Origin of the sequence: Parahoeflea olei, from assembly GCF_001703635.1 — a bacterium.
Lineage (GTDB): Bacteria > Pseudomonadota > Alphaproteobacteria > Rhizobiales > Rhizobiaceae > Hoeflea > Hoeflea olei.
The window spans coordinates 219325-244978 of the sequence record NZ_LQZT01000001.1 but is presented as its reverse complement, the minus strand read 5'-3'; the positions used below and the strand labels follow the sequence as shown (position 1 = coordinate 244978).

Below are 25654 nucleotides of genomic sequence, written 5' to 3'. Positions count from 1 at the left end.
CCTACAAGCGACGCGCATCCGTTCGGATGCGCAAAGGACGCTGTAAAACCTTGAATGAATGCATGTCGTTGTCGTTCAAATGAATACATTTGAACGCGACAGGCATTAGCCGCGATACATCGCCCGGACGGCCTTGGCCAGCAACGGCCTGCCGCCCGGCGACCATCCAAGCGCCCGCAGCCGGCGCGTGTCCATCTGCCATGACGCCGTGTCGGCCACCGGCGCGGGCAGCGGATGCCGGCAGCCGGAGATCTCGCGCAGCACCGCAAGCAGGTCGTGGCGGTCGAGCAGCAGGTCCGAGACGTTGAAGGCCATCCCGGTCACGGCGTCCGGGTCGAGGTCCAGCATCATCCGTACCGCGCAAGCCACATCGCCGCCATGCACTTCGGTGCCGGCGCGCGGCTTGATGGGGCGTCCCGACAGATAGTCCGAGAAAAGCTGCTGCCATTTGTGCGGCTGGCCGGGGCGGGCGGCGCCATAGACGCCGGTGATTCTCAAGCTGGCGGTGACGAAACCCGGCCCCGCCATCGCCGCCAGGGCGCGTTCGGCCTCGAGCTTGACCGTGCCGTAGAGGGTGTCGGGCTGCGGCTGTGCCGTCTCGCTCACCAGGGCGCTGCCGGGCTGGGGGCCGTAGACGGCGCGGCTCGACAGGAACACGCAGCGTCCGACACCGGCCGCACGGGCGGTTTCGAACAGGCGCACGCTTCCCTCGAGATTGCGCGCGCGAAACCCTTCCGGATCGTCGCCTTCGCCGCCGCGGTATTTCCCCGGCAGATGGTCGAACGCGCCATGGATGAACCAGTCGATGGCGTCAAAGGCGCCGGCCTGCTCGCGGCCGGGATCGAGCGTCATCGGGGTATGCTCGACGGGGCGGGAGAACAGCTCCGCCGGCGGCGCCGTCCTGCCGCCTATCGTCACCTGGTGGCCCTGGCTCAAAAGATCCTCGACAATGAAGCAACCGACCTGACCGGTGCCGCCGGAGACCAGCGCTCTCATGCCGCCCCGGATCCGGCGCGGGGATGCGGCGACGGGCCGGGCAGGGCGGCAATGTCGGGAATATTGTCTCCGGTCAGATAGGCCTGCCAGAGATCGATCAGCGGCTTGAGCCGCTCCGCCTTTGGGTGGTCCTGCTCCCAGGGCTTTTCGTACTGGTAGTGCAGCACGCCGATCTGTTTCCAGTCCCACAGCTCCGGCAGGTTGAACCACACATATTGCAGCATGTTCATATAGCTCGGCAGGCCGTGCTTTCGCCGGCGGGCAGGCAGGCCGGTTTCGAGGAAGGTCTGGTCGGTGCGCCGCCAGAAGGCGTCGGGCGCGTCGAGCCGGGCCATCATCGCCTCGAAGGTCGCAAGCGAGGGCTTGGCCACGAACACGCCGGAGTTCAGCCGCTTGAAGTCCTCGAGGCTCTCATAGACATTGGGGGCTGCCGCGAATTCCGGATAGGCGAACAGCCGGTCGATAGTGCGCAGCACGATCGCGTCGGCGTCGATGAACACGCACGTCTCGTAGTCGGTCATCTGCCAGAGCCGGAGCTTGCAGAAATTGTCGAGCGGCGAATGGAAGTCCGGTTTGCGTCCCTTGGTGAAGGGGTTCTTGCCGTGGATCTCCCGTTTCGCGTGGCGCGCGTTGAAGCCGTCGGAGGTGGCGAGCAGCTCGGTCGCCACCAGCCGGCAGCCAAGACCGGCGAGCGGGGCGAGCCTGTCGGTCTCCACCCCGCCGGTGTGCAGCACCACGATGTCGGCTTGCGTGCCGGTAAGCCTGAGCGAGCGCGCCAGCGCCGTGGCGCCCAGCGCATAGTCGGCATTGGTCACCAGCGTCACATAGGCGTGGCGCGACGCCGCCGGCCGGTCGGCGCTCAGGCCCTCGCTCATGGGAGCCTGCCCGTTCACGAGACCGACTTGAGCGACTTGCCTTCCGGATCGCGGTTGATCTTGCCGGCGATGTCCTTGGTCCAGGCCGACACCGCGGGCACGCGGCTTCGGTCGACGCGGTAGGCGAACTTCTTCGCCACGTCGACCACTTCCTCGAGCAGGCCTTCCTTGAGCGTGGTCGGCTCGAGCCCGAGGCCGAGGAATTTTTCGTTGCGCACCACCAGGTCGTTCTCGGCGGCTTCCTTGCGCGGGTTCGGCAGCCAGGCGATCTCGGCGCCGGTCATCGAGGAGATCAGCTTCGCCAGATCGCGCACCCGGTGGGTCTCGGTCATCTGGTTGAAGATCTCGACGCGGTCGCCGCGCGCCGGCGGATTGTTGAGCGCGATCTCGATGCAGCGCACCGAATCCTGGATGTGGATGAAGGCGCGGGTCTGGCCGCCGCTGCCATGCACCGTGAGCGGATAGCCGATCGCCGCCTGGATCAGGAAGCGGTTCAGAACGGTGCCGTAGTCGCCGTCATAGTCGAAGCGGTTGACGAGTTGCGGATGCCGGCGGGTCTGGTCGGTGTGGGTGCCCCAGACGATCCCCTGGTGCAGGTCGGTGATGCGCAAGGCGTCGTTCTTGGCGTAGAACTGGAACAGCAGCTGATCCAGGCACTTGGTCATGTGGTAGATCGAGCCGGGATTGGACGGGTACAGGATCTCCTGGCTCGCGGTCTCGCCGTCCATGGTCTTAATGCCGACCGGCAGATACCCTTCCGGGATCGCCGCGCCCACCGTCGAATAGCCGTAGACGCCCATCGTGCCCAGATGCACCAGATGCGCGTCGAGATCGAGCTCCACCATGGCGTTGAGCAGGTTGTGCGTGGCATTCACATTGTTGTTGACGGTGTAGTTCTTGTGCCGGTCCGTCTTCATCGAATAGGGCGCGGCGCGCTGCTCGGCGAAGTGGACGATGGCGTCCGGGCGGTGTTCGGCGAGCCAGTTCTTCAGAAGCTCGTAGTCCTTGGCGAGGTCGATCAGGTGAAAGCGGATCTTGCGGCCGGTCTCGGCATGCCAGATGCGGGTGCGCTCCTGGATCGAATCCATCGGTGTCAGCGACTGCACGCCGAGTTCGGTGTCGATCCAGCGGCGCGACAGATTGTCGATGATGTGCACCTCGTGGCCGGCATTGGACAGGTGCAGCGAGGTCGGCCAGCCGACGAAGCCGTCGCCGCCCATGATTGCAATCTTCATTCTCAGTCTCCTGTGCCAGCCCTGTTTGCATTCTGATAGATCAGTTTTATGACAGAATGACGATTGTCTCAATTCCCGCTCCGGGACGCGGACGGGTGATACAGAAAAATTGAACGGAACCGGACATGACGGATGACATGCTGGCGGGTCGGCTCGACGCGGGCGGCCACCTGCTGACCCAGAGGGTTTACTATGAGGACACGGATTTTTCGGGCTTCGTCTACCACGCGCGCTATCTGCATTTCTTCGAGCGCGGCCGCACCGATTACATCCGGCTTCTGGGCGTGTCGCAGGGGGTGCTGCATGCCGCGAGCGATCCGGCCGAGCAGGTGGCCTTCGTGGTCCGGCACATGGAGATCGATTTCCGCTCGCCCGCGCGCATGGACGACGTGCTGACGATCTCGACCCGGCCGGCGGAGGTGCGCGGCGCGCGCATGCAGCTCAAGCAGATGATCCTGAGGGGCGACGATGTGCTGGCGGAAGCGGCCGTCACGGTCGCGGTGATCAACGGCTTCGGCCGCGCCCGGCGCCTGCCAGATGCGCTGCTCGAGCGGTTTCTGGCCGGTGCGCCCGCGCGCGAAGCGGAAAGGGACTGAGCCATGGTGATCTCCTCCGACGACGACTTCGAGAAGCTGAAAGCCATCGGCCGCATCTGCGCCAACACGGTGCGGATCATGGCGGACGCGATGGAACCGGGCATGACCACGGCCGAGCTCGACCTGATCGGCCGGCGCCATCTCGAAGGGCAGGGCGCCGAGTCTGCGCCCGAGGCCTGCTACAAGTTTCCGGGCGCGACCTGCATTTCCGTCAACGAGGAAGTGGCCCATGGCGTGCCCGGCGATCGGGTGATCGCCGCCGGCGATCTCGTCAATATCGATGTCTCGGCGCTGAAGGACGGCTATTTCGGCGACACCGGCGCCTCCTTCGCGCTGGCGCCGGTGCCGGCCCGCACCCAGCGGCTGTTGCGCGACGGCAGGCGGGCGCTCTCGAAGGGGCTGTCCCAGGTCAAGACCGGGGCACGCTATGGCGCGATCGGCGATGCTGTCGGCGCCTTTGCGCGCAAGAACGGCTACACGCTGATCCGCAATCTGGCGAGCCACGGCATCGGCCGGTCGCTGCACGAGGAGCCGTCGGAAATCGCCACCTGGCCCGACAAGCACGAAAAGCGCGTCATGCAGGAAGGCCAGGTCTTCACCGTCGAGCCGTTCCTGTCGCTCGGCGCGACATTCGCGGAAAGCGAGGGCGAGGATGACGACTGGACGCTCTACGGCTATCCGCGGGCGCTCACGGTGCAGTTCGAGCATACGGTGGTGGCTTCCCGCGCCGGCCCGATCATCCTGACCTTGCCGGACTGAACGCCGGACCCGGGGGGGGCGAAGCCGCCCTCACGGTCCGGCAAAAACCGGAAAAATCCGCCCGCGCCGCCCGGGGCGGGCGGTGCCTCGGCGATCCTAACCAAGCCTTAACCATAATTATTTATGAATGAAACCGTTAGGATTGCGCCGACCGCATGCGCCATCCTTTGACCAAAATTGGCCGCGAGAAGACCATTGAAGTGAAAAGGCGGCGGTCGCTCACTTCTGGTTTCCCGGCAACAGTGAAGTTTTGGCCGCCCGGTAGTGACGCCGGGCGTTTGGATTCGAGGGATATTGGAATGGAACAAGTTGGACTTGCGGCAACCAGCGAGGTAACGCTCTGGTCGCTGTTCATGCAGGCCGGTTTCGTGGTCAAGCTCGTCATGCTGGGCCTGATCGGCGCATCGATCTGGACCTGGGCGATCGTTGCCGACAAATGGGTCTCGTTCGCCAAGTTCCGGCGCCAGCTCGACCAGTTCGAGCAGGTGTTCTGGTCCGGGCAATCGCTCGAAGAACTCTACCGCACCCTCTCGGACCGGAAATCCTCCGGCATGAGCGCGATCTTCGTCTCGGCGATGCGTGAATGGAAGAAATCCTTCGAACGCGGCGCCAAGTCGCCGATCGGGCTGCAGATGCGGATCGACAAGGCCATGGACGTGACGCTGGCGCGCGAGGCCGATGCGCTCGAAGCCCGGCTCGGTTCGCTCGCCACCATCGGTTCGGCCGCGCCCTTCATCGGCCTGTTCGGCACGGTGGTCGGCATCATGACCTCGTTCCAGGCGATCGCCGGCTCGAAATCGACCAATCTCGCGGTGGTCGCGCCCGGTATTGCCGAGGCGCTGCTCGCCACCGCCATCGGCCTTCTCGCCGCCATTCCCGCCGTCATCGCATACAACAAGTTTTCCGCCGACGCGGGCAAATTGTCGGCGCGCATGGAGGGCTTCACCGATGAGTTCTCCGGCATTCTCTCACGCCAGATCGACGAGCGCCTGAGCGCCCGTCCGGCTGCGGAATAGGGGACGTCATGGGCATGTCCGTATCTGGCGGCCGAGGCGGCGGTTCACGTCGCGGGCGCCGTGGCAACCGCAAGCAGCTGGTGAGCGAAATCAACGTCACGCCCTTCGTCGACGTGATGCTGGTGCTTCTGATCATCTTCATGGTCGCAGCCCCGCTTCTGACGGTCGGCGTGCCGATCGACCTGCCGGAAACCCAGGCCAAGGCCTTGAATTCCGAAACCCAGCCGATCACCGTCTCTGTCAATTCGCAGGGCCAGATCTATCTGCAGGAAACCGAGATCCCGATCGACGAAGTGGTGGCCAAGCTCGAGGCCATCGCCACCACCGGTTACAAGGAGCGGATCTATGTTCGTGGCGACACCAATGCCGACTACGGCACGGTCATGAAGGTGATGGCGCGCATTTCCGCCGCCGGTTTCACCAATCTCGGCCTGGTGACGCTGCAGGAACAGGACAGTTGACGGCGCGCCGATGAAGGGAAGTCTGGCGACATCGACGGTATTGCACGTTCTGGTGCTCGGCTTCGCGCTGTCGTCCTTCAGCGCGCCGCGGACGCTCGAGGTGGCCGATGTGGAGGCGTTGCCCGTCTCCATCGTGCCGATCGAGGAGATCACCCAGATGCAGCAGGGCGACAAGACCGCGCCGCTGGCGGAGATCGCCGCGCCGATCCCCACCGCGCGGCCCGATCCCGTGGCCGACGCCGAAAACGCCGGCGACAACACCGTCGACCTGAAATCGTCGAAATCGGCGAAGCCGAGCCCGCAGGAAGTGGTTTCCGAGGCGCCGCCGAAGCCGGCCGAGAAGCCGGTTCCGGTGCCCGAGCCCGCGCCCAAGGCCCCCGAGCCGCCGCAAGCCGCCGAAGCCGAACCCGCGCCCGCGCCGGAAAAGCCGGCCGAGCCTGCGCCCGCGCCAGAGGAAGTCGCTGCGCTTCCGCCCGAATCCGCGCCCGATCCGGTGGCCGAGGCGATCACCGAAGCCGAGCCGGCCAAGCCGGATTTTGCCGCGCTGCCGAGCGTCGGTCCCGTGCCGCAGGCCCGGCCCGAGCCGCCGAAGGAGACCGCAAAGGCTCCCGCCAAGCCGACCGCTGCGACGGAAACCGCAAAGGCCCCTGCCAAGCCTGCGGCCGCGGCGGAAACCGCCTCGACCAAGGACAGCGATTTCAACGCCGACGAGGTCGCGGCCCTGCTTAACAAGCAGGATGCCAAGGGTGGCGGCGCCAAGCGCTCGACCGAGACCGCGTCGCTGGGCGCAAGCCGCACCACGCGCGGCAATACGCTCAGCCAGAGCGAGATGGACGCGCTGCGCGGCCAGATCCAGAGAAACTGGAACATCATTCCCGGCATGGCCGATGGCGGCGATGTGCGGGTGACCGTCACGATGAAGCTCGATCCGAGCGGGAACATTGTCGGCCAGCCCGACGTTGTCGCCACCGGCGGGTCGGAAGGGGTGCGGCGGACCCTGTCGGGCAGCGCGCGACGCGCGGTTCTCAAATCCCAACCTTACCAGTTGCCTCAAGAGAAGTATGATTCATGGGCTGAGGTGGTCGTCAATTTCGATCCCAGCCAGATGTTCTAAGCGCTGAAAGGCTGCAACATGAAAACCATCCACCGTCTTGTCATCCTGCCCCTGATGATGGCCGTTGCGTTCGCGGTCTCCGCGACCGCTCCGGCGCGGGCCCTGGTCGAAATCGACATCAACCGCGCCAATGTGGAGCCGCTGCCGATCGCCATCAGCGATTTCGTCTCCGCCGACGCGCTCGGTGCGCAGATCTCGGAAGTGGTCACCGCGGACCTGAAACGCTCGGGCCTGTTCGCGCCGATCGACAAGGCGGCCTTCATCGAGAAGGTCTCCAACCCCGACGCGGCACCGCGGTTCGAGGACTGGCGCGTGATCAACGCCCAGGCGCTGGTCACCGGCAGGCTGGTGCGCGAACCCGACGGGCGGCTGCGCGCCGAGTTCCGGCTGTGGGACACCTTCGCCAACCAGCAGCTTTCGGGCGAACAGTTTTTCACCAGCCCCGAGAACTGGCGCCGCGTGGCGCATATCATCGCCGACGCCATCTATGAGCGGCTGACCGGCGAGAAGGGCTATTTCGACAGCCGGGTGGTGTTCGTTTCCGAAAGCGGGTCCAAGACCGCGCGCCAGAAGCAGCTCGCCATCATGGACCAGGACGGCGCCAATGTGCGCACGCTCACCAATGCCAACGACATCGTGCTGACGCCGCGGTTCTCGCCGTCGCGCCAGGAGATCACCTACATGTCGTTCGAGGGCGGCCAGCCGCGGGTGTACCTGTTGCAGCTCGAGACCGGGCAGCGCGAACTGGTCGGCAATTTCCCGGGCATGACGTTCTCGCCGCGGTTCTCGCCCGACGGGCAGAAGGTGATCATGAGCCTCCAGCAGGACGGCAACGCCAATATCTACACCATGGACCTGAGGTCGCGGGCGACGACGCGGCTGACCAACACCGCGGCGATCGACACCTCGCCGTCCTACTCGCCGGACGGCAACCAGATCGTTTTCGAAAGCGACCGCGGCGGGCGCCAGCAGCTCTATGTCATGAATGCCGACGGCTCCAACCAGCGCCGCGTCTCGTTCGGCGACGGCTCCTATTCGACGCCGGTCTGGTCGCCGCGCGGCGACCTGATCGCCTTCACCAAGCAGTCGGGCGGCAAGTTCTCGATCGGGGTGATGCGCACCGATGGCTCCGGCGAGCGGATCCTGACCACCGGCTTCCACAACGAGGGCCCCACCTGGGCGCCCAACGGGCGGGTGCTGATGTTCTTCCGTCAGCCGGCCGGCGCGGGCGGTCCGCAGATCTATTCGATCGACCTGACGGGCTACAACGAGCAGCTGGTGAGCACGCCGTCCTATGCTTCCGACCCTGCCTGGTCACCGCTGCTCGAATAGGCGAAAGCCTTCGAATCGGCCGAATATTGCCGTCTTTGCGCCGCATTCTGCGTCCAAACGCGGCACAGGAAGTGGAAAATTAGGTAAACATTAACCGTCTTCGTTCAACGCGGATTAACCGCGACGGGTTACAAACGGTCAACCAAAACCATCAAGGAGACCGGCCATGGGCCGCATGCAAGCACTTGCCCGCAACCCTGCAACTGTCGCGCTTTTCGTCGCGCTGGCGCTTACCGGTTGCGCTTCCAAGAAGAACAATCTTCCCAACAATGCCGCCGATCTGGGGCTTGCCGGCAACGCCACGCCGGGCTCGCAGCAGGACTTCACGGTCAATGTCGGCGACCGGATCTTCTTCGATACCGACTCCTCGGTGATCCGCGCCGATGCCGCCTCGACGCTCGATCGCCAGGCGCAGTGGCTCAACCAGTATCCGAACTACCAGATCACGGTCGAAGGCCATGCCGACGAACGCGGCACCCGCGAGTACAACCTGGCGCTCGGCGCCCGCCGCGCCGCGGCCGCACGCCAGTACCTGTCGAGCCGGGGCATCGCCGCCAACCGCATCAAGACCATCTCCTACGGCAAGGAACGTCCGGTCGCGGTCTGCGACGACATCTCCTGCTGGTCGCAGAACCGCCGCGCCGTCACGGTGCTGGGCGGAGCCGGCAGCTGATCGTCCGAACCTTGGATTTGAACGAGAGGGCGGCCCCGCGGTCGCCCTCTTTTTTTGTGCGGCGGCGCCGTCACCATAGTTTGGCCCGTTTGTGCGTTGATTTGGAACGGCGCCATGCGATATTCCAGGCATACGGGTCATTGCCCGCATGATGAGGTGAGCTGATGAAACGAATTTCCACACTGCTTGCAGCCGCGGCCTTTGTCGCGACCGCGCTTCCCGTGACCGCAGCGCCCCTGCTTTCGGGCTTCACCCTGGCCACGCCGGTGCCGCCGGCCGCCGTCGGCTCGTCCGCGCCCGAGCGCGCCCCGGTGGTGCTCGCGCAGTCGGGCGATCCGGTTTTCCGCATCGGCCAGCTCGAAGAGCAGGTCCGTGCGCTCAATGGCCGGATCGAGGAACTCGGCTTCCAGATGCTGCAGATGCAGGAGCAGATGCGGCAGATGCAGGAGGACAACGAGTTCCGCTTCCAGGAACTTGAAAAAGGCACAGGCAGCCAGCGCGGCGACGCGGGGCCGGCTGCGGCTCCCTCCGGCGTTGAACCGTCCAGCACCGCGTCGGCTTCCGGGGAGACCCAGGGAACCGGCGCGCCCCCGCGGGATCTGGGCTCGATCCAGTTCAACCAGAACGGCGACCTGATCGGTGGCATCATCGAGCCCAACGGCTCGTCCACCGCCACAGAGACGGCGTCGCTGACCGCGCCCGAGGACATCTACCAGGCCGGCTACAACCACATGCTGGCGGGCGACTATGCGCTCGCCGAGCAGGTGTTCCGCCAGTATATCGACGGCTTTCCGGAGGGCGAACGTGCCGCCGATGCGATGTTCTGGCTCGGCGAGGCGCAGTATTCGCAGGGCAATTACCAGGACTCGGCGCAGACCTTTCTCGACGCCCACAAGCGTTACCCCCAGGCCGACAAGGGCGCCGACACGCTGCTCAAGCTCGGCATGTCGCTCGCCAAGCTCGACAACCGCGACACCGCCTGCGCAACCCTGCGCGAAGTGCTGATCCGCTATCCGGGCGCTTCTGCCGCCGTGCGCGCGAAGGTCAGCGAAGAGCAGCTCAGGGCCAGCTGCTAGTTTCCGGGGGGCGACCCCGATGCCCGAGGGCGCCGACCGGGCCCCGCCTTTGCCTCCCGATCTGGAGCGCAGTCTTACCCGTTTCCTGCATGCGCTTGACGATGACCGCCCGCTCGGTGTCGCCGTCTCGGGCGGATCCGATTCCCTTGGCCTGCTGACGGCCCTTGCCTCCCTGCTGCCGCCGCGCCGGCTCGTCGCGCTCACCGTCGACCATGGCCTCAGGCCTGCATCCGCCGAAGAGGCGCGCCGGGTCAAGGCCCAATGCCGCAGCCTCGGGCTCCGCCACGAGACCCTCAGATGGGACGGGCCGCGGCCGACCAGCGGGCTCCAGGCCGCCGCGCGGGCCGCGCGCTACCGGCTGCTCGGCACTGCCGCCGGCCGGCTCGGGCTTGCCGCGGTGCTCACCGCCCACACGCGCGACGACCAGTGCGAGACGCTGGCGATGCGCCGCGCCCGCTCCCCGTCCGACGCGGCGGCGGGGCTGGCCGGCATCCCGCCTGCCACCCTGTTCGACGGCCGCCTGTGGGTGCTGCGCCCGCTGCTCGACATTTCCCGGGCGACGATCCGCGCGCATCTGAGCGCCCGGCGCATCGCCTGGATCGACGATCCTTCCAATGCCGACCCGCGCTTCGAACGGGTCCGGGTGCGGGCGGCGCTCGAGGCCGGCCCCGCCGATCCGGCGGATCTTGCCGCCGCCGCGGGCATTGCCGCGGCCCGTGGCGCGCTCGCCCGCGCCGCGGCCGCCTATATCCGCTCCGCCGCCGAAGTGGAGCACGGCGGGCAGGTGCGCATCGGGCTTCCCCGCGAGGCGGGCCCGGCGGTGATCACCGCCGGGCTCGAGGCCCTGATCGACCTTTGCGGCGGTGCCGCGCGTCCGCTCGATCGCCGCGGCAAAGCGACGCTGCGCGCGGCGGTGCATGGCTGGATCGGCGAGGGCACCGGGGCGGCGGACACGCTCACGCTCGGGCGGGCGTTGCTGCGCCGCCGCGGTGGCGCGCTGGTGATCGCGCGCGAAAACAGGGGGCTCGGCATCCTCCGGCTCGACCCTGGTGGTTCCGGTGTCTGGGATGGCCGCTTCCTGGTCCGCAATCTCGACCGCCATGCGGGCCTGATTGTCGGCGTTGGCAGGGAGCCCGGGAATCCGCCATTGTTTGGCCGGGATTGTGGCGGAGTGTTGCAGACCTCATCGGAAGATTGGCAACAGGGGCTCAGGCGATGGCGCGAAGACGAGGCGGTTGCGGGCGGTTTCGTGTGCCGGCGGCTGGCTGGGCGCGCGTCGCGGATCCTGCCGGTCCACGAGTGGCCGCTCGCGCAGGCACTGGCCGAACTGGTAGGCTGCGCGACATTTCCACCGCCCCCCGTGACGTTTTCGGACCGTGCGACGGCCTCCGGATGTGTCACTCTTCGATGACAAACGCCAAGCGCAGCCTTGGCAAGGCCCCGCTTGGCTCCTATGTTGTAAGCCAAGTTACCACATTCGGTTTAGCGCCGGTGGCCGCAGGCCACGATCTCCGAGGACGAGCATGAACCCCAATTTCCGCAATTTCGCCCTGTGGGCAATCATCGCGCTCCTGCTGATCGCGCTGTTCAACATGTTCCAAAGCCCGAGCGAGCGGACCACCGGGCGCGACATCGCCTATTCGCAGTTCCTCAAGGACGTCGATGCCGGTCGTGTGCGCGACGTGACCATTGTCGGCGAGCGCATCTCCGGCAACTACAACGATTCCGCCACCGGCTTTCAGACCTATTCGCCCGGCGATTCCGGCCTGATCCAGCGTTTGAACGACCGCAACGTCTCCATCACCGCCCGCCCGGAAGTCGACAGCTCCAACACGCTGGTCGGCTATCTGGTCTCGTGGCTGCCGATCCTGCTGATCCTCGGCGTCTGGATCTTCTTCATGCGGCAGATGCAGGGCGGTTCGCGCGGCGCGATGGGCTTCGGCAAGTCCAAGGCGAAACTGCTCACCGAGGCGCATGGCCGCGTCACCTTCGCCGATGTGGCGGGCGTGGACGAGGCCAAGCAGGACCTCGAGGAAATCGTCGAGTTCCTGCGCGACCCGCAGAAGTTCCAGCGGCTCGGCGGCAAGATCCCGCGCGGCGTGCTGCTCGTGGGCCCTCCCGGCACCGGCAAGACGCTGACCGCCCGCGCGGTCGCCGGCGAAGCCAATGTGCCGTTCTTCACCATTTCCGGCTCGGACTTCGTGGAAATGTTCGTGGGCGTCGGCGCAAGCCGTGTGCGCGACATGTTCGAACAGGCCAAGAAGAACGCGCCCTGCATCATCTTCATCGACGAAATCGATGCGGTCGGCCGTCATCGTGGCGCAGGTCTCGGCGGCGGCAATGACGAGCGCGAGCAGACGCTCAACCAGCTGCTGGTCGAGATGGACGGCTTCGAGGCCAATGAGGGCATCATCCTGATCGCCGCCACCAACCGTCCCGACGTGCTCGATCCGGCGCTGATGCGTCCGGGCCGCTTCGACCGCCAGGTGGTCGTGCCCCTTCCCGACGTCAACGGCCGCGAGAAGATCCTCAAGGTGCATGTGCGCAACGTGCCGATGGCGCCGAATGTCGATCTCAAGGTGCTGGCCCGCGGCACGCCCGGCTTCTCGGGCGCGGACCTGATGAACCTCGTCAACGAGGCTGCACTTCTGGCCGCGCGCCGCAACAAGCGGCTCGTCACCCATGCCGAGTTCGAGGACGCCAAGGACAAGGTGATGATGGGGGCCGAGCGCCGCTCCACCGCTATGACCCAGGAAGAAAAGAAGCTCACCGCCTATCACGAGGCCGGCCATGCCGTGGTCGCGCTCAATGTGGCCGCCGCCGATCCGGTGCACAAGGCCACCATCATCCCGCGCGGCCGTGCGCTCGGCATGGTGATGCAGCTGCCCGAAGGCGACCGCTATTCGATGAGCTACAAGTGGATGATCTCGCGTCTCGCCATCATGATGGGCGGCCGCGTGGCGGAGGAACTGACCTTCGGCAAGGAAAACATCACCTCCGGCGCCTCTTCCGACATCGTCCAGGCGACCAAGCTCGCCCGCGCGATGGTGACCGAATGGGGCTTCTCCGACGAACTCGGCCAGGTCGCCTATGGCGAGAACCAGCAGGAAGTGTTCCTCGGGCACTCCGTGGCGCAGTCGAAGAACGTCTCGGAAGCCACCTCGCAGAAGATCGACAGCGAAATCCGCCGCCTGATCGACCAGGCCTATGAAGAAGCCAAGAGCATTCTGACCAAGAAGAAGAAGGCCTTCATCGCCATTGCCGAGGGCCTGCTCGAATACGAGACGCTGACCGGCGAGGAAATCCAGGCGCTGATCCGCGGCGAGAAGCCCGCACGCGACATCGGCGACGACACGCCGCCCAGCCGCGGCACCGCGGTGCCCACCGCCGGCGCCAAGAAGGGCGGTGCTGGCAAGAAGGGCGACGAGCCCGATCCGGGCATGGAACCGCAGCCCCAGTAAGGGCGCGAGTCGCTGCGATGCGATCGACGAAACGCAAAACAACCGCCGCGAGGCGGTTGTTTTTTGTGTATTGCAATCATTTGTAACAAAATCTGATTGTATTCTGAAGCTGAAGTGAGGGAATTAGGCTGGATATCACTTCTCAATTCGGCCGATTTGTCCCGGGGGGCTATATGAGCAGACGGTATTTTGGCACGGATGGCATTCGTGGCCAGGCGAACAAGGCGCCGATGACGCCGGATATGGCGATGCGGGTCGGCATTGCCGTGGGCAACCTGTTCCGCAACGGCGAGCACCGCCACCGGGTGGTGATCGGCAAGGACACGCGGCTTTCGGGCTACATGATCGAGAACGCGCTGGTTGCGGGCTTCACCGCCGCGGGCGTCGACGTGTTCCTGCTCGGCCCGATCCCGACGCCGGCGGTGGCGATGCTCACCCGCTCGCTGCGCGCCGATATCGGCGTGATGATCTCGGCCTCGCACAATCCCTACCAGGACAACGGCATCAAGCTGTTCGGCCCGGACGGCTTCAAGCTGTCGGACGAACTCGAGAAGCGCATCGAGGAGCTGATGGATGACGACATCCTGCTCCAGCTCGCGCGCCCGGAGGCGATCGGCCGAGCCAAGCGCATCGACGGCGTGCACGACCGCTACATCGAATTCGCCAAGCGCACCCTGCCCAAGGACATCACGCTGTCGGGCCTGCGGGTGGTGATCGATTGCGCCAACGGCGCCGGCTACAAGGTCGCGCCCGCCGCCCTGTGGGAACTCGGCGCCGACGTGGTGGCGATCGGCGAGGAGCCGAACGGCACCAACATCAATCTCAATTGCGGCTCGACCCATCCGGTGGCGCTGTCGCGCAAGGTGCACGAGGTGCGCGCCGATATCGGCATCGCGCTCGACGGCGATGCCGACCGGGTGCTGATCGTGGATGAGACCGGCGCCGTCATCGACGGCGACCAGTTGATGGCGCTGATCGCCGAATCCTGGGCCACCGAACAGTTGCTCAGGGGCGACGGTATCGTCGCCACGGTGATGTCCAATCTCGGCCTGGAGCGGCATCTGGGCTCGATCGGCCTGTCGCTCGCCCGCACCCAGGTCGGCGACCGCTATGTGGTCGAGCACATGCGCGCCAACGGCTTCAATGTCGGCGGCGAGCAGTCGGGCCATATCGTGCTGTCGGATTTCGCCACCACCGGCGACGGCCTGGTCGCGGCGCTGCAGGTGATGGCCTGCGTGCAGCGCATGGGGCGCCCGGTCTCGGAGGTCTGCCGCCGGTTCGAGCCGGTGCCGCAGGTGCTCAAGAATGTGCGGCATTCGGGCGGCCGGCCGCTCGATGACGGCCTGGTCAAGGCGGCCATCGCCGAAGCCGAGTCGAGCCTCGGCCCCTCCGGCCGGCTGGTGATCCGTCCCTCGGGCACCGAGCCGCTGATCCGGGTCATGGCGGAAGGCGACGACCGCACCCAGATCGAGGCGGTGGTGGACCAGCTCATCAGCGTGATTTCGGGCGTGCGCAACGCCGCCTGACCGCTTTCCCGCGTCAATCTCGAAGCGCCGGCGGGCCAGGGTCGTCCCGGCCGCCGTGCGCCGTGCCGTGCTTTGGTGACCGCGCGGCTGCCCGTTTTCCATCCCCATTTGTCCTGCGCCGGCGGCAAGTTCTTACCTTGCGCCGGCAAGTATTCGTGCGTCCCGTATCGGGGCAGGACGGCGATGTCTTGGTAAATAGACGTGGTTAAGCGGGCTTTAACCTTTCTCGGCCATTCTCCGTGACGAACCGAAATGTGTCTTGTCACCCGAACCTGCGGCAGGGCCTGTCGCGATGATGGAGTTTACCATGAGAAAGATATTCCTGGCTGCCACGGCCTTGGTGCTGGGCGGTATCGGAGCCGCCGAGGCCGCCGACATTCTCCCTCCTCCGATCATCGACACGCCGGTCTACGAGCCGCCGGTGGTGCAGCCCGTTGCTGCGGCGGGCGGCTGGTACCTGCGCGGCGACGCCGGCTATTCCTGGCACAAGCTTCGCGGCGCGGAGTTCTTCCAGGGCGGACTGGGCACCTATTCGCCCTTCACCACCGCCAAGCTGCGCTCGTCCTACTCGTTCGGCGGCGGCGTCGGCTACCAGATCAACCACCGCCTGCGCACCGATGTGACGCTCGACTATTTCAGCAAGGCCGATTTCCGCGGCTCGACCCGGGGCGGCGGCGCCGCGGCCGGCGTCTGCGCCGGCCCCTGCACCTCGAGCGACTTCTCCGGCGTCTCGGGGCTCAGCCTGCTCGCCAACGCCTATGTCGACCTCTACAAGCACGGCCGTTTCGCCTTCTATGTGGGCGGCGGTCTCGGTGGCACGCGGGTGAAGTGGGACACCTTGGCCAACACCGCCTGCGCCGATGACGGCTCGGGTTGCGCCGGCACCGATTACCATGGCGGCGCCGCCGGCTGGCGCTTCACCTATGCGCTGATGGCCGGTGCCTCGGTCGACCTGACCTGCAATCTCAAGGCCGATGTCGGCTACCGCTACCGCAACATCGGCGGCGGCGCGATGTTCAAGAGCCTGACCAGCAACGGCTACCAGGGCTTCCACAAGGACATCCAGTCGCACGAAGTGCGCGGCGGCCTGCGCTACACCTTCGGCGGCTGCGAGCCGGAAGAGGTCTATATCGAACCCGCGCCGGTGATGCCCGCCGTCTACAAATAGGGCCCGGGTTTCCCCCGACCTGCCTTTCAGCCTTGTCACCGCCCGGACCCCCGTCCGGGCGGTTTTCGATTCCGGCCCGGCTGCGGCCGAGCGCGGGCAGGGGAGGGGTGGCCGCGCGCGAAATCGTGGTTAACGGACATGCTTAACCGGGACTTAACCTGTCGCCGTCATAGTGGCTTCCACACTCATCCGGAGCGGCCCCGGCCGGCCCCGGATCACCTGAAAGGGAATCGGCCATGTTTATGCGAATTGCTGTGACGTCCTCGATCTTGGCGTTGACCGGGCTTGCGGCGCCGGTGCTGGCTGCGGATCTCGATGAAATCATCCTGGCCCCGGAACTGCCGATGACCCAGCCGGTGGAAGTGGGCTCGGGCTGGTATCTGCGCGGCGACCTCGGCTATTCGGTCGACCGCAGCGGCGGCGCCACCAGCTACTCGATCTTCTCGGCCGGGCCGCCGGCCAGCTACACCGCGACGCCGTTCACCAGCGCGATGCTCGACGGCGACTGGTCCGGCTCGCTCGGCGTGGGCTATCATTTCACCGATTACTTCCGCGGCGACCTGACCTTCGACTATGCGAAGGGCGATTTCACCGGCACCACCACTTCGGCCACGCCTTGCGCCGGCGGTGCGCCCGGCACCAGTTGCGCCTCCACCGACACGCAGGGCTTCAAGCAATACGGGCTGATGGCCAATGCCTATCTCGACCTCGGCACCTTTGCCGGCTTCACGCCCTATGTCGGCGCCGGCGCCGGCATGACCCGGGTGAACTGGGGTCCGCTCAACAGCGACCAGCGCTGCGTGCCCGGCGGAGGCGCCTGCGGCGCGGCGCCGGCCGACATCGTCAGCGCCGGCAGCGAGAGCTGGCGCTTCACCTATGCGCTGATGGCGGGCATGTCCTACGACATCGCCAAGGACTGGAAGCTCGACGTGGGCTACAAATATTCCAAGATCCGCAAGGGCGACCAGTTCGGCTTCGACCCGGCCAGCATCACGGCCGGCGCCCAGGGCGCGCGGGCCGGCGACAACGGCTTCGAGAATCACGAAATCCGGGTGGGGCTGCGCTACTCGCTGTGGTAGGCGCGCTGCCGGACCGGGACCTGATCGGGGGCGGGAGATTTTCCCGCCCCTTTTTCGTGCTGCGTCAGCCTGCCGCTTGACTTCGCCGGGGACCGGAGCTAATGCCGTCAGCGGGCCACCCCTCCCCAACGAGGGGCCACTATCTGGAAGGATAGCCTTATGACGACTGTTGCCAAGCCGGACCTGCGTCCGGCAAATCCCCGTTTTTCTTCTGGTCCCTGCGCCAAGCGTCCCGGTTGGACGCCTGAAGCCCTTGCGGATGCCGCGCTCGGGCGCTCGCACCGCGCCAAGATCGGAAAATCCAAGCTCAAGCAGGCCATCGACCTCACCCGCAGCGTGCTCGGCGTGCCCGCCGACTACCGCATCGGCATCGTGCCGGCGTCCGACACCGGCGCCGTGGAGATGGCGCTGTGGTCGATGCTCGGCGCCCGCGGCGTCGACATGGTCGCCTGGGAGAGCTTTGGCGAAGGCTGGATCACCGACGTGGTCAAGCAGCTCAAACTCGCCGACGTGCGCAAGATCACCGCGCCCTATGGCGAACTGCCGGACCTTTCCACCATCGATTTCGACCGTGACGTGGTCTTCACCTGGAACGGCACCACCTCGGGCGTGCGTGTGCCGAATGCCGATTTCATTCCCGCGACCCGCGCGGGCCTGACGATCTGCGACGCCACCTCTGCGGCGTTTGCGCAGGATCTCGATTTCGCCAAGCTCGATGTCGTCACCTTCTCCTGGCAGAAGGTGCTGGGCGGCGAGGGCGGCCATGGCATGCTGATCCTCTCCCCGCGCGCGGTCGAGCGGCTCGAAAGCTACCAGCCGGCCTGGCCGCTGCCGAAGATCTTCCGCATGACCAAGGGCGGCAAGCTGATCGAGGGCATCTTCGTGGGCGAGACCATCAACACGCCCTCGATGCTCTGCGTCGAGGACTATATCGATGCGCTCGAATGGGCCGAACGGGTCGGCGGGCTCAAGGGCCTGATCGCCCGCGCCGATGCCAATGCCGATGTTCTCAACCGCTTCGTCGCCGAGAACGCCTGGATCGCCAATCTGGCGAAGGTCGAGGCGACCCGCTCGAACACCTCGGTCTGCCTGACGATCACCGACCCGGAGGTCACCGCGCTGTCCGCGGAGGCGCAGGCCGCCTTCGCCAAGGCGCTGGTCTCGCGGCTTGACAAGGAAGGCGTGGCCCTCGACATCGGCGCCTATCGCGATGCGCCCGCGGGCCTTCGCATCTGGTGCGGCGCCACCGTCGAGACCGCCGATCTCGAGGCGCTGACGCCGTGGCTCGCCTGGGCCTTCGCGGTCGAAAAGGCCGCGCTTAGCCAGGCTGCCTGACTTTTTGCCGGCGGCCGCGCCGGAGACTTCCCGCGCGGCCCGGTTTTTCCCAATCGATCCCATCTTTCCAAGGAGGCCACTCATGGCACCTCGCGTACTCGTATCCGACGCCCTGTCCGAAACCGCCGTCCAGATCTTCCGCGATCGCGGCGTCGAAGTTGATTTCGAGCCCAAGCTCGGCAAGGACAAGGACAAGCTCCTCGAAGTCATCGGCCAGTATGACGGTCTCGCCATCCGCTCGGCGACCAAGGCAACCGAAAAGCTGATCGCTGCGGCGACCAATCTCAAGGTCATCGGCCGCGCCGGCATCGGCGTCGACAATGTCGACATTCCTGCCGCCTCCCGCCGCGGCATCATCGTCATGAACACGCCCTTCGGCAACTCGATCACCACCGCCGAGCACGCGATCGCGCTGATGTTCGCGGTCGCCCGCGAGATCCCCGCCGCCGACGCCTCCACCCAGGCCGGCAAGTGGGAGAAGTCGAAATTCATGGGCGTCGAGATCACCGGCAAGGTGCTGGGCGTGATCGGCGCCGGCAATATCGGATCGATCGTCTGTGCCCGCGCGATCGGGCTGAAGATGCATGTGATCGCCTATGACCCGTTCCTGTCCAAGGAGCGTGCCGAGGAAATGGGCGTGACCAAGGTCGAGCTCGACGAGCTGCTCGCCCGCGCCGATTTCATCACCCTGCATGTGCCGATGACCGACAAGACCCGCGGCATCCTCAATGCCGAGGCGCTGGCCAAGACCAAGAAGGGGGTGCGCATCATCAACTGCGCCCGCGGCGGCCTGGTCGACGAGGCGGCGCTGGCCGAGGCGCTCAAATCCGGCCATGTCGCCGGCGCCGGCTTCGACGTGTTCGAGACCGAGCCTGCCACCGAAAGCCCGCTGTTCGGCCTGCCCAACGTCGTCTGCACCCCGCATTTGGGCGCCTCCACCACGGAAGCGCAGGAAAACGTGGCGCTGCAGGTGGCCGAGCAGATGGCCGATTATCTCGTCAAGGGCGCGGTGTCCAATGCCATAAACATGCCCTCGATCACGGCGGAAGAAGCCCCGATCCTCAAACCCTTCATCCGCCTTGCCGACGTGCTCGGCTCGTTTGCGGGCCAGGCCACCGAAAGCGCGATCAAGGAAATCGAGATCCTCTATGACGGCGTGACCGCCGGCATGAACACCAAGGCGCTGACGAGCGCGCTGCTTGCGGGCCTGATCCGCAGCCAGGTGGCCGACGTCAACATGGTCTCGGCCCCGATCATGATCAAGGAAAAGGGCATCATCCTTTCCGAGGTCAAGCGCGACAAGACCGGCATCTATGACGGCTACATCAAACTGACGGTGACCACCGAACGCCAGACCCGCTCGGTCGCGGGCACCGTGTTCTCCGACGGCAAGCCGCGCTTCATCCAAATCAAGGGCATCAACATGGATGCCGAGGTGGGCGCGCACATGATCTACATCACCAACACCGACGTGCCGGGCATGATCGGCTTCATGGGCACCACGCTCGGCGACGCCGGCGTCAACATCGCCAACTTCCAGCTCGGCCGCGAAAAAGGCGGCGGCGAAGCGATCGCCCTGCTCTATGTCGACGAACTTGTGAGCGACGAAGTGCTCGCCAAGCTGACCGCGCATCCGGCGATCAAGCAGGCGAAGACGATGGCGTTCAACGTGGACTAGGGCTGAACACTCACTGCCTGAATTGGCCGCCTCCCGGAGCGATGCTTCGGGGGGCGGTTTTTGGGTGAAGTGCTGCCCGTCTTTGGATCGCCCCGGGCCGGAGTCTCCGGGGTTTCAGGCTCAGCCGGTTGATGCCGCCGATGAGCCTTTCATGAGCGATATCGGCGGTTTGTTGCCGATCGCGCTGCGGGGGCGGACTGTGTTGTAGTCCTTACGCCATTCCTCCATTTTCGAGCTTGCGTCGTCAAGCGTCAGGAACCAGTGGGCATTGAGACATTCGCTGCGGAATTTGCCGTTGAACGACTCGATGAATGCGTTGTCCGCCGGTTTGCCAGGCCGTGAGAAGTCCAACTCGACGCCACGCTGATAGGCCCACAAGTCAAGATCGCGGGAGATGAACTCCGATCCCTGATCGACCCGGATCGTCTTTGGGTATCCTATACATCGGCATGCCCGATCCAGTGTCGCCACCACATCCTCGCCCCGGTAGCTGAAACGCGGATCGACCACGGGCGAGAAGCGGGAGAAGGTCTCGACGACAGTCAGCACGCGGATCTTGCGGCCGGTTGCCAACTGGTCGTGGACGAAGTCCATTGCCCAAACATCGTTGGAGTGAACGGCCTCCGTCCGGTCTTCACGCAGCTTCGCCTTGCCCCGCCGCTTCGGCGTCTTGTTGCGTATCTGGAGCCCCAACTCCTTGTAGAGACGATAAATTCGCTTGGCGTTCACGGGCCAACCCTCCCGGCGCAGCAACACATGGACACGTCGGTAGCCGTAACGAACCCGTGTCGCCACGATCTCCTTGATCCTGGCTTTCAAGGCAGCCTGATCGCAGCGCTTCGACTTGTAGTGATAGAGCGAGGTATTGATCCGAAGACAGGAGCAGGCCCGGCGGATCGAAACCTTCCAGTCCTGGCGGACCTCATCGACAAGACGGGGCTGCGAACAGGCTTCAGAGTTTCGGCGATGCGCTCGAACCGGTGGCGCCGCATCGCCTCAATTTGACAGCACGTCCTGCAACATGGCCTTGTCGAGCGTGAGATGGGCAACGATCTTCTTTAGCCAGTTGTTCTCGTCTTCGAGCTGGCGCATCCGCTTCACCTCGGAGGGAGTCATGCCACCATAGCGCTTGCGCCAATTGTAGAAGTTCGCGTCGGCGATGCCTGCCTTGCGGCAAACCTCAGTGACGGGTGCACCCTCATCTGCTTGGCGCAGGATGAAAGCGATCTGCGCCTCCGAAAACATCGACTTCTTGATGGAACTCTCCTTCTCCCGTCCGTGGGATCATAATTGGAAAATTCGAGCTCAGAACGCTCCGTAAATCGGGAGGCACGTAAGCCTAATACTCTAGGGACGAACGTTTCCCATTTTTTGTTCGACTAGAAGTATTTGCTCTTGTAAAGAGTGAACAAAACCTATTTGGCTAGCAAGCGCGACATTCGCCGCCATGCCGCACCGAGCTTTCGCATCGGAGATTAGCCCCAGCGCAAGTGCGGATCGAGCCATCCCCATCCTAGTAACGAAATTTCCAGCAACTCTACGAGAGTAGCGCTCTGCTATGCCATAGAACCTTAGAGCCATTTCATGGTCACCAAGTGCTACTTGAATTGTCCGGGCCACTGAATTCCAGAACTCAACATCGCTAACTCCAAACAGAACGTCTTGTCGACCACATTCCGTACTGAGGTAGCGCCTACTAATATCCTTTAGAATCGCATCAAGATTAGCTTTACCATCCTCTCCTCGTATCCTTTCGACGAATTCTTGACGAAACCATGATGGATCAAGAAGCGCTCGCGTGAACACCCATGCAATCATGTTGCGACCACTGTCAAAGCCTGAACCGATAGATTCGGCAAGAAAACTGTTAGCTTTATCAATTGCATCATGACCCGATTTTTCATACGCGAAATAGGAGGCTGCGGCCTCCCCAGCTATGTATGCTATAGACTGCATGTCACCTTCCAGCCCAATATCTGCTGCGAGCCAAAAGCTTCTCAATGCCTCCTCCCACCGGTGCGTCTCCCTAAAGTACCTTGGGCGGTATTTGATCGCAGCCGGATAGTCATCAAGTCTTTTGTCGCAAAGGGCCTCATCTACCAATTCAATCTTTTTGTTATATTCAGCCCGCCTGTCTTTCGAAAGTGAAGAGGCAAGTGCATAATCGCTCAAAGCAAGCTGCAGCCATCCGTGGCATGACCATCTGAGCTTTAGACTGGCAGAGGCACAACGTTTCGCTTCCATGAGGCTGTTGGCCCGCGCATTCTTGATCTCTACCCTAGCTCTCCAGCGGACGAGCGCCGACTTGATCCCGAGAAGTGCAGCCTCGACGGCGTCGTCGCTGATTTCCTTAATTGCCCGGTCAATCGGGGAGAGCAAATCTCTGATGATAGAGAGGTGCTGCAGGCCGTCCATTATTTCGTTTTCATCCCTGACGAATACCATCATTTGAAGAGTTGCAATGACGAGATTGCCTGCCTTGTTTACGTTACAGAAACGGCGCTTAGCGTATTTTAGTTCGTTTAAAAAACACTCACTCGTGAGGGGCGCTGATGCGAACCGCGCAGAAATTGCCAAATCTATGAGTGCGATGGTTTCGACTGGCAGATGGATGTGCGGGTTACGCTCGATTTCAAGTAAAAGGCGGCGTGCGTCTTGCAGATGCTTTCTGCCTGCGGACGGACCGTCCAGGTTGAATCTATTCAAAAGTGTAACAATGCGGCCGATTCTTAGGTCCTCGGCCATTTCTTTGCAATCAAATCCAAAAGGATTGTTGAGAAAGAAGGTGGTGATACCCTCTTCCAAGCGCTCGTATCGGCGTGAGACCATCGCAAATAGCACTGCTGGCGTTGACTCTTTCACCTGCTCGTGATCGATTTTTCGATGATGCTCACGGCACAATAGCAAGACATTGTGGGGTTGGTCTAATTCGATTTTATTTGGATCCGTGCCAGACTTTCTGAATTCGGACCGCGGTCCATCGCCAACTGGGATAATGTGCGCAAACTCCCCCGTCACGCGAATCCTAAAGTCATTCTCGACCGAGGCTACAACCTTCCCGCAGTTTAGATATTCGCACCGACCATGCGAACGCATGAATATGGCTCGCTTTGTGGATTCAGGAATGCTCTTGCGCTTAATCATCAGAGTAATTTTCTTCTTTGGAAATCTTTGGTTGAAAATATATCATTTTTCGCGCAATCAAAATAGCTGAAGAAACATAAATTCGGTAAATTTTTTTCCTGAGAAATTCTCAATGCAGCAGTTCGTCTTGGACCTGTCAGTCTTTGATCTCCCTTATCGGAGATGTTTGATCTCGCTGGGGTGCAAGGTTTTTCATTTGAGAGTACGGGCAGTAGGTTCACAAAGCCGGGTCGATGGCTGGTCTTAGATAGCTGCACGATCAAACGGAATGGCCGAAATGAGATCGAATACTGTCTCACCTTGCGAGGGCCCATGCCCCCCAAAAAAATGCTCTCCGTTGCTCCGTCAGCCCTATGTCACCCACCACCAGAGCCACCGCGGCCACGTGATAAAGGTGCAGCGTTTTGCCGAGTATCAACATAGACATCAGCGTGTCCAAGATCGGCCGCATCTAGATAATCAGGGCCGCGCGGTCGAGGCCGATCCGTACGTTGCCCCTGGCGCCTACAGCTCCCCAAAACTCCCCCTCCCATCCCCCCTTGCCAAGATAACCAAACTCCATTAAATTAACGCCATTCAGTTGTGGGGGCGATGATGGCGCGGCCGCGCAAGGATGAGGCGATCGATATCAGGGGGGAGGCGGTCCGGGCGGCGATTATCCAGCTCGGTGAGGACCCGGCGGGGCTGTCGCTTTCGGCGATCGCCAGGCGCATCGGCTGCAGCGCGCCGGCGCTCTACAGCCATTTCGACAGCAAGGACGATCTTTTGGCTCAGGTCCGGGCCGCCGCCTTCGCCGAGATGATGGAGGCTAAGCGCAGGCGTTTTGTCGGGCTCTCGGCCGAACCGCTCGCGCGATTGGCCGCGGGCGGGCATGACTATGTCGATTTCGCCCGCGCCAACCCCGCGCTCTACCGGCTGATCTTCGCGCCCGAAGCCGGCAAACCGGCGGGGAAGGGGGGCGACAAGGGGCACGATCAGGGGCACGGGCAGGCCCCCGCTCACCCCGAGGTCAATCTCGACGCCGCGGCGATCGCGCCGCTCGCCGCAGGGCTCGGCGCTGCCGGCCCGTCCGCGATGGGCGCGGAGGCGGCGGCCGAGATCGCCCACATGATGTGGTTCACCGTCCATGGCGCCATCATGATGGCACTCGACGGGCAGTTGCCCGGTCCCGAGGCAGCGCGCTGGGCCCGCGCCCATGAGGCGGTCGACACCGTCATGCGCCTGCTCGTCTCGCATTTTCCAACTTTCAGGGAGTAAGCCATGCTGCGCTTGCGTCATCTCACCCTCGGTCTTGCGCTTGGCGCTGCCGCGCTCGCCGGAACCGGCTTCTATTTCGTTCAGGGCACGCGCGGCGAGATCGATCGTCTCGAAGAGCGCGTGGTGCGGCTCGCGCGCCCGGCCGCCCAGCCCGACGCGGCCGCCATGGCGCGGCTTCCGGCGCCGGTCGCGCGCTATTTCGCCTTTGCCTTCCCCGACGGCGTGCCCGAAGGCGTGCGCCATGTGGCGATGGAGATGGAAGGCGATTTCCGCCGGCCGCTCACCGAGGCGTTCAACCCCACCACCGCCCGCCAGCTCGCCAATCTCGGCGCGCCCGACATGGTGTTTTCCGCCGTCACGCCGATCATCGGTCCGCTCTGGGCGGTCGCCTGGGACAGCTATATCGACGGCGAAATGGAGATGAACGCCCGGCTGGTCTCGGCGGTCACGGTGATGCACGAGGACGGCAATCCCGTGCTCGACGTGATTTCGCTCAGGCGCTGGCTGCTCGAGAGCCCGCTCTATCCGATGGCGCTTCTGCCCGGCGGGCCGGTGCGCTGGGAGGCGATCGACGACGCCAGCGCCATGGCCATTGTCTCGGCCCATGGCAACGAGGCCCGGCTGATCGCGCGGTTCGACGCGTCCGGCGCGCTCGCCTCCTTCGAGGCGCCCGAGCCGGGCGATCTCGCCACGCCCTATCACGGCTCGGGCGAGCATGTCGCGCGCAGCGACTACCGGCCGGTCGACGGCGTGATGGTGCCCATGGGCTTCGAGATCTCCCGCGTCGGCCCGGACGGCCTTGTCCGCCCCTTCTGGCGCGGGAAGGTCACGCATCTCAGCTTCGAGGGGTGAGGGAAGTGGGGGAGGGCGCCG

21 protein-coding genes and 1 pseudogene are annotated in these 25654 nt (G+C 64.4%); 17 read left to right on the top strand and 5 right to left on the bottom strand.

What is annotated here, in order from left to right; genetic code table 11:
• Positions 1-105 precede the first annotated feature (105 nt).
• From AWJ14_RS01145 to AWJ14_RS01135, 3 genes are read right to left on the bottom strand one after another with little or no spacing between them, the layout of a single operon-like run.
• Positions 106-996, bottom strand: a complete 891-nt coding sequence (locus tag AWJ14_RS01145) for an NAD-dependent epimerase/dehydratase family protein (RefSeq protein ID WP_066173754.1) — start codon at positions 994-996, stop codon at positions 106-108.
• A complete protein-coding gene (locus AWJ14_RS01140) occupies positions 993-1871 on the bottom strand; it encodes a glycosyltransferase (RefSeq protein ID WP_066173748.1) in 879 nt (292 codons plus the stop codon). The genes AWJ14_RS01145 and AWJ14_RS01140 overlap by 4 nt, the downstream gene beginning before the upstream one ends.
• Positions 1872-1885: 14 nt before the next feature.
• A complete protein-coding gene (locus tag AWJ14_RS01135; protein ID WP_066173745.1) occupies positions 1886-3106 on the bottom strand; it encodes an NAD-dependent epimerase/dehydratase family protein in 1221 nt (406 codons plus the stop codon).
• A 125-nt stretch (positions 3107-3231) separates the two neighbouring features.
• On the opposite strand from AWJ14_RS01135, the gene ybgC reads away from it, so the two are divergent.
• From ybgC to serA, 15 genes are all read left to right on the top strand, one after another.
• Positions 3232-3702: a tol-pal system-associated acyl-CoA thioesterase gene (gene ybgC, locus AWJ14_RS01130; RefSeq protein WP_066173744.1), complete on the top strand. Its 471-nt coding sequence runs from the start codon at positions 3232-3234 to the stop codon at positions 3700-3702.
• A gap of 3 nt (positions 3703-3705) precedes the next feature.
• Entirely contained in the window at positions 3706-4461 is a 756-nt protein-coding gene (gene map / locus AWJ14_RS01125) for a type I methionyl aminopeptidase (protein ID WP_066173739.1), read from the top strand.
• Positions 4462-4760: 299 nt separating this feature from the next.
• Entirely contained in the window at positions 4761-5477 is a 717-nt protein-coding gene (gene tolQ, locus AWJ14_RS01120) for a protein TolQ (RefSeq protein ID WP_066173736.1), read from the top strand.
• An 8-nt stretch (positions 5478-5485) separates the two neighbouring features.
• Positions 5486-5938: a protein TolR gene (tolR, locus tag AWJ14_RS01115; protein ID WP_066173732.1), complete on the top strand. Its 453-nt coding sequence runs from the start codon at positions 5486-5488 to the stop codon at positions 5936-5938.
• A gap of 10 nt (positions 5939-5948) precedes the next feature.
• Positions 5949-7052 carry a hypothetical protein gene (locus AWJ14_RS01110; protein WP_066173729.1) on the top strand — a complete coding sequence of 368 codons (1104 nt, stop codon included), beginning with the start codon at positions 5949-5951 and terminating at the stop codon, positions 7050-7052.
• 18 nt (positions 7053-7070) lie between these two features.
• Positions 7071-8384, top strand: coding sequence for a Tol-Pal system beta propeller repeat protein TolB (tolB, locus tag AWJ14_RS01105; RefSeq protein WP_066173726.1), 1314 nt, complete (start codon positions 7071-7073; stop codon positions 8382-8384).
• 166 nt (positions 8385-8550) lie between these two features.
• Entirely contained in the window at positions 8551-9057 is a 507-nt protein-coding gene (gene pal, locus AWJ14_RS01100; protein WP_066173723.1) for a peptidoglycan-associated lipoprotein Pal, read from the top strand.
• A gap of 164 nt (positions 9058-9221) precedes the next feature.
• Positions 9222-10133 carry a tol-pal system protein YbgF gene (gene ybgF, locus AWJ14_RS01095; RefSeq protein WP_066173719.1) on the top strand — a complete coding sequence of 304 codons (912 nt, stop codon included), beginning with the start codon at positions 9222-9224 and terminating at the stop codon, positions 10131-10133.
• 19 nt (positions 10134-10152) lie between these two features.
• The gene (tilS, locus tag AWJ14_RS01090; RefSeq protein WP_066173716.1) at positions 10153-11544 is read left to right on the top strand and encodes a tRNA lysidine(34) synthetase TilS; all 1392 of its coding nucleotides are present in this window, start codon (positions 10153-10155) and stop codon (positions 11542-11544) included.
• Between the two features lie 112 nt (positions 11545-11656).
• Positions 11657-13594, top strand: coding sequence for an ATP-dependent zinc metalloprotease FtsH (gene ftsH, locus AWJ14_RS01085; RefSeq protein WP_066173712.1), 1938 nt, complete (start codon positions 11657-11659; stop codon positions 13592-13594).
• A 173-nt stretch (positions 13595-13767) separates the two neighbouring features.
• On the top strand, positions 13768-15120 hold the full coding sequence (gene glmM, locus AWJ14_RS01080; protein WP_066173709.1) for a phosphoglucosamine mutase: 1353 nt from the start codon (positions 13768-13770) through the stop codon (positions 15118-15120).
• A 307-nt stretch (positions 15121-15427) separates the two neighbouring features.
• Positions 15428-16288 (top strand): outer membrane protein, encoded by an 861-nt coding sequence (locus AWJ14_RS01075; protein WP_066173706.1) that lies wholly within the window; start codon positions 15428-15430, stop codon positions 16286-16288.
• A 236-nt stretch (positions 16289-16524) separates the two neighbouring features.
• Positions 16525-17367: an outer membrane protein gene (locus tag AWJ14_RS01070; RefSeq protein WP_066173703.1), complete on the top strand. Its 843-nt coding sequence runs from the start codon at positions 16525-16527 to the stop codon at positions 17365-17367.
• A 159-nt stretch (positions 17368-17526) separates the two neighbouring features.
• On the top strand, positions 17527-18702 hold the full coding sequence (locus AWJ14_RS01065; RefSeq protein WP_066173701.1) for a phosphoserine transaminase: 1176 nt from the start codon (positions 17527-17529) through the stop codon (positions 18700-18702).
• A gap of 82 nt (positions 18703-18784) precedes the next feature.
• Positions 18785-20380: a phosphoglycerate dehydrogenase gene (gene serA, locus AWJ14_RS01060; protein WP_066173698.1), complete on the top strand. Its 1596-nt coding sequence runs from the start codon at positions 18785-18787 to the stop codon at positions 20378-20380.
• 120 nt (positions 20381-20500) lie between these two features.
• Here serA and AWJ14_RS01055 read toward each other — a convergent pair.
• Together AWJ14_RS01055 and AWJ14_RS22095 are read right to left on the bottom strand one after the other, a co-directional pair.
• Positions 20501-21637 (bottom strand): annotated as a pseudogene (locus AWJ14_RS01055) (IS3 family transposase).
• A 90-nt stretch (positions 21638-21727) separates the two neighbouring features.
• Positions 21728-23524: an HNH endonuclease signature motif containing protein gene (locus AWJ14_RS22095; RefSeq protein WP_139112490.1), complete on the bottom strand. Its 1797-nt coding sequence runs from the start codon at positions 23522-23524 to the stop codon at positions 21728-21730.
• A 594-nt stretch (positions 23525-24118) separates the two neighbouring features.
• Here AWJ14_RS22095 and AWJ14_RS01045 point away from each other — a divergent pair.
• Both AWJ14_RS01045 and AWJ14_RS01040 read left to right on the top strand, forming a co-directional pair.
• Entirely contained in the window at positions 24119-24781 is a 663-nt protein-coding gene (locus AWJ14_RS01045) for a TetR/AcrR family transcriptional regulator (protein ID WP_171904794.1), read from the top strand.
• A gap of 3 nt (positions 24782-24784) precedes the next feature.
• On the top strand, positions 24785-25633 hold the full coding sequence (locus AWJ14_RS01040) for a DUF6920 family protein (protein ID WP_083219937.1): 849 nt from the start codon (positions 24785-24787) through the stop codon (positions 25631-25633).
• Positions 25634-25654: the final 21 nt, after the last annotated feature.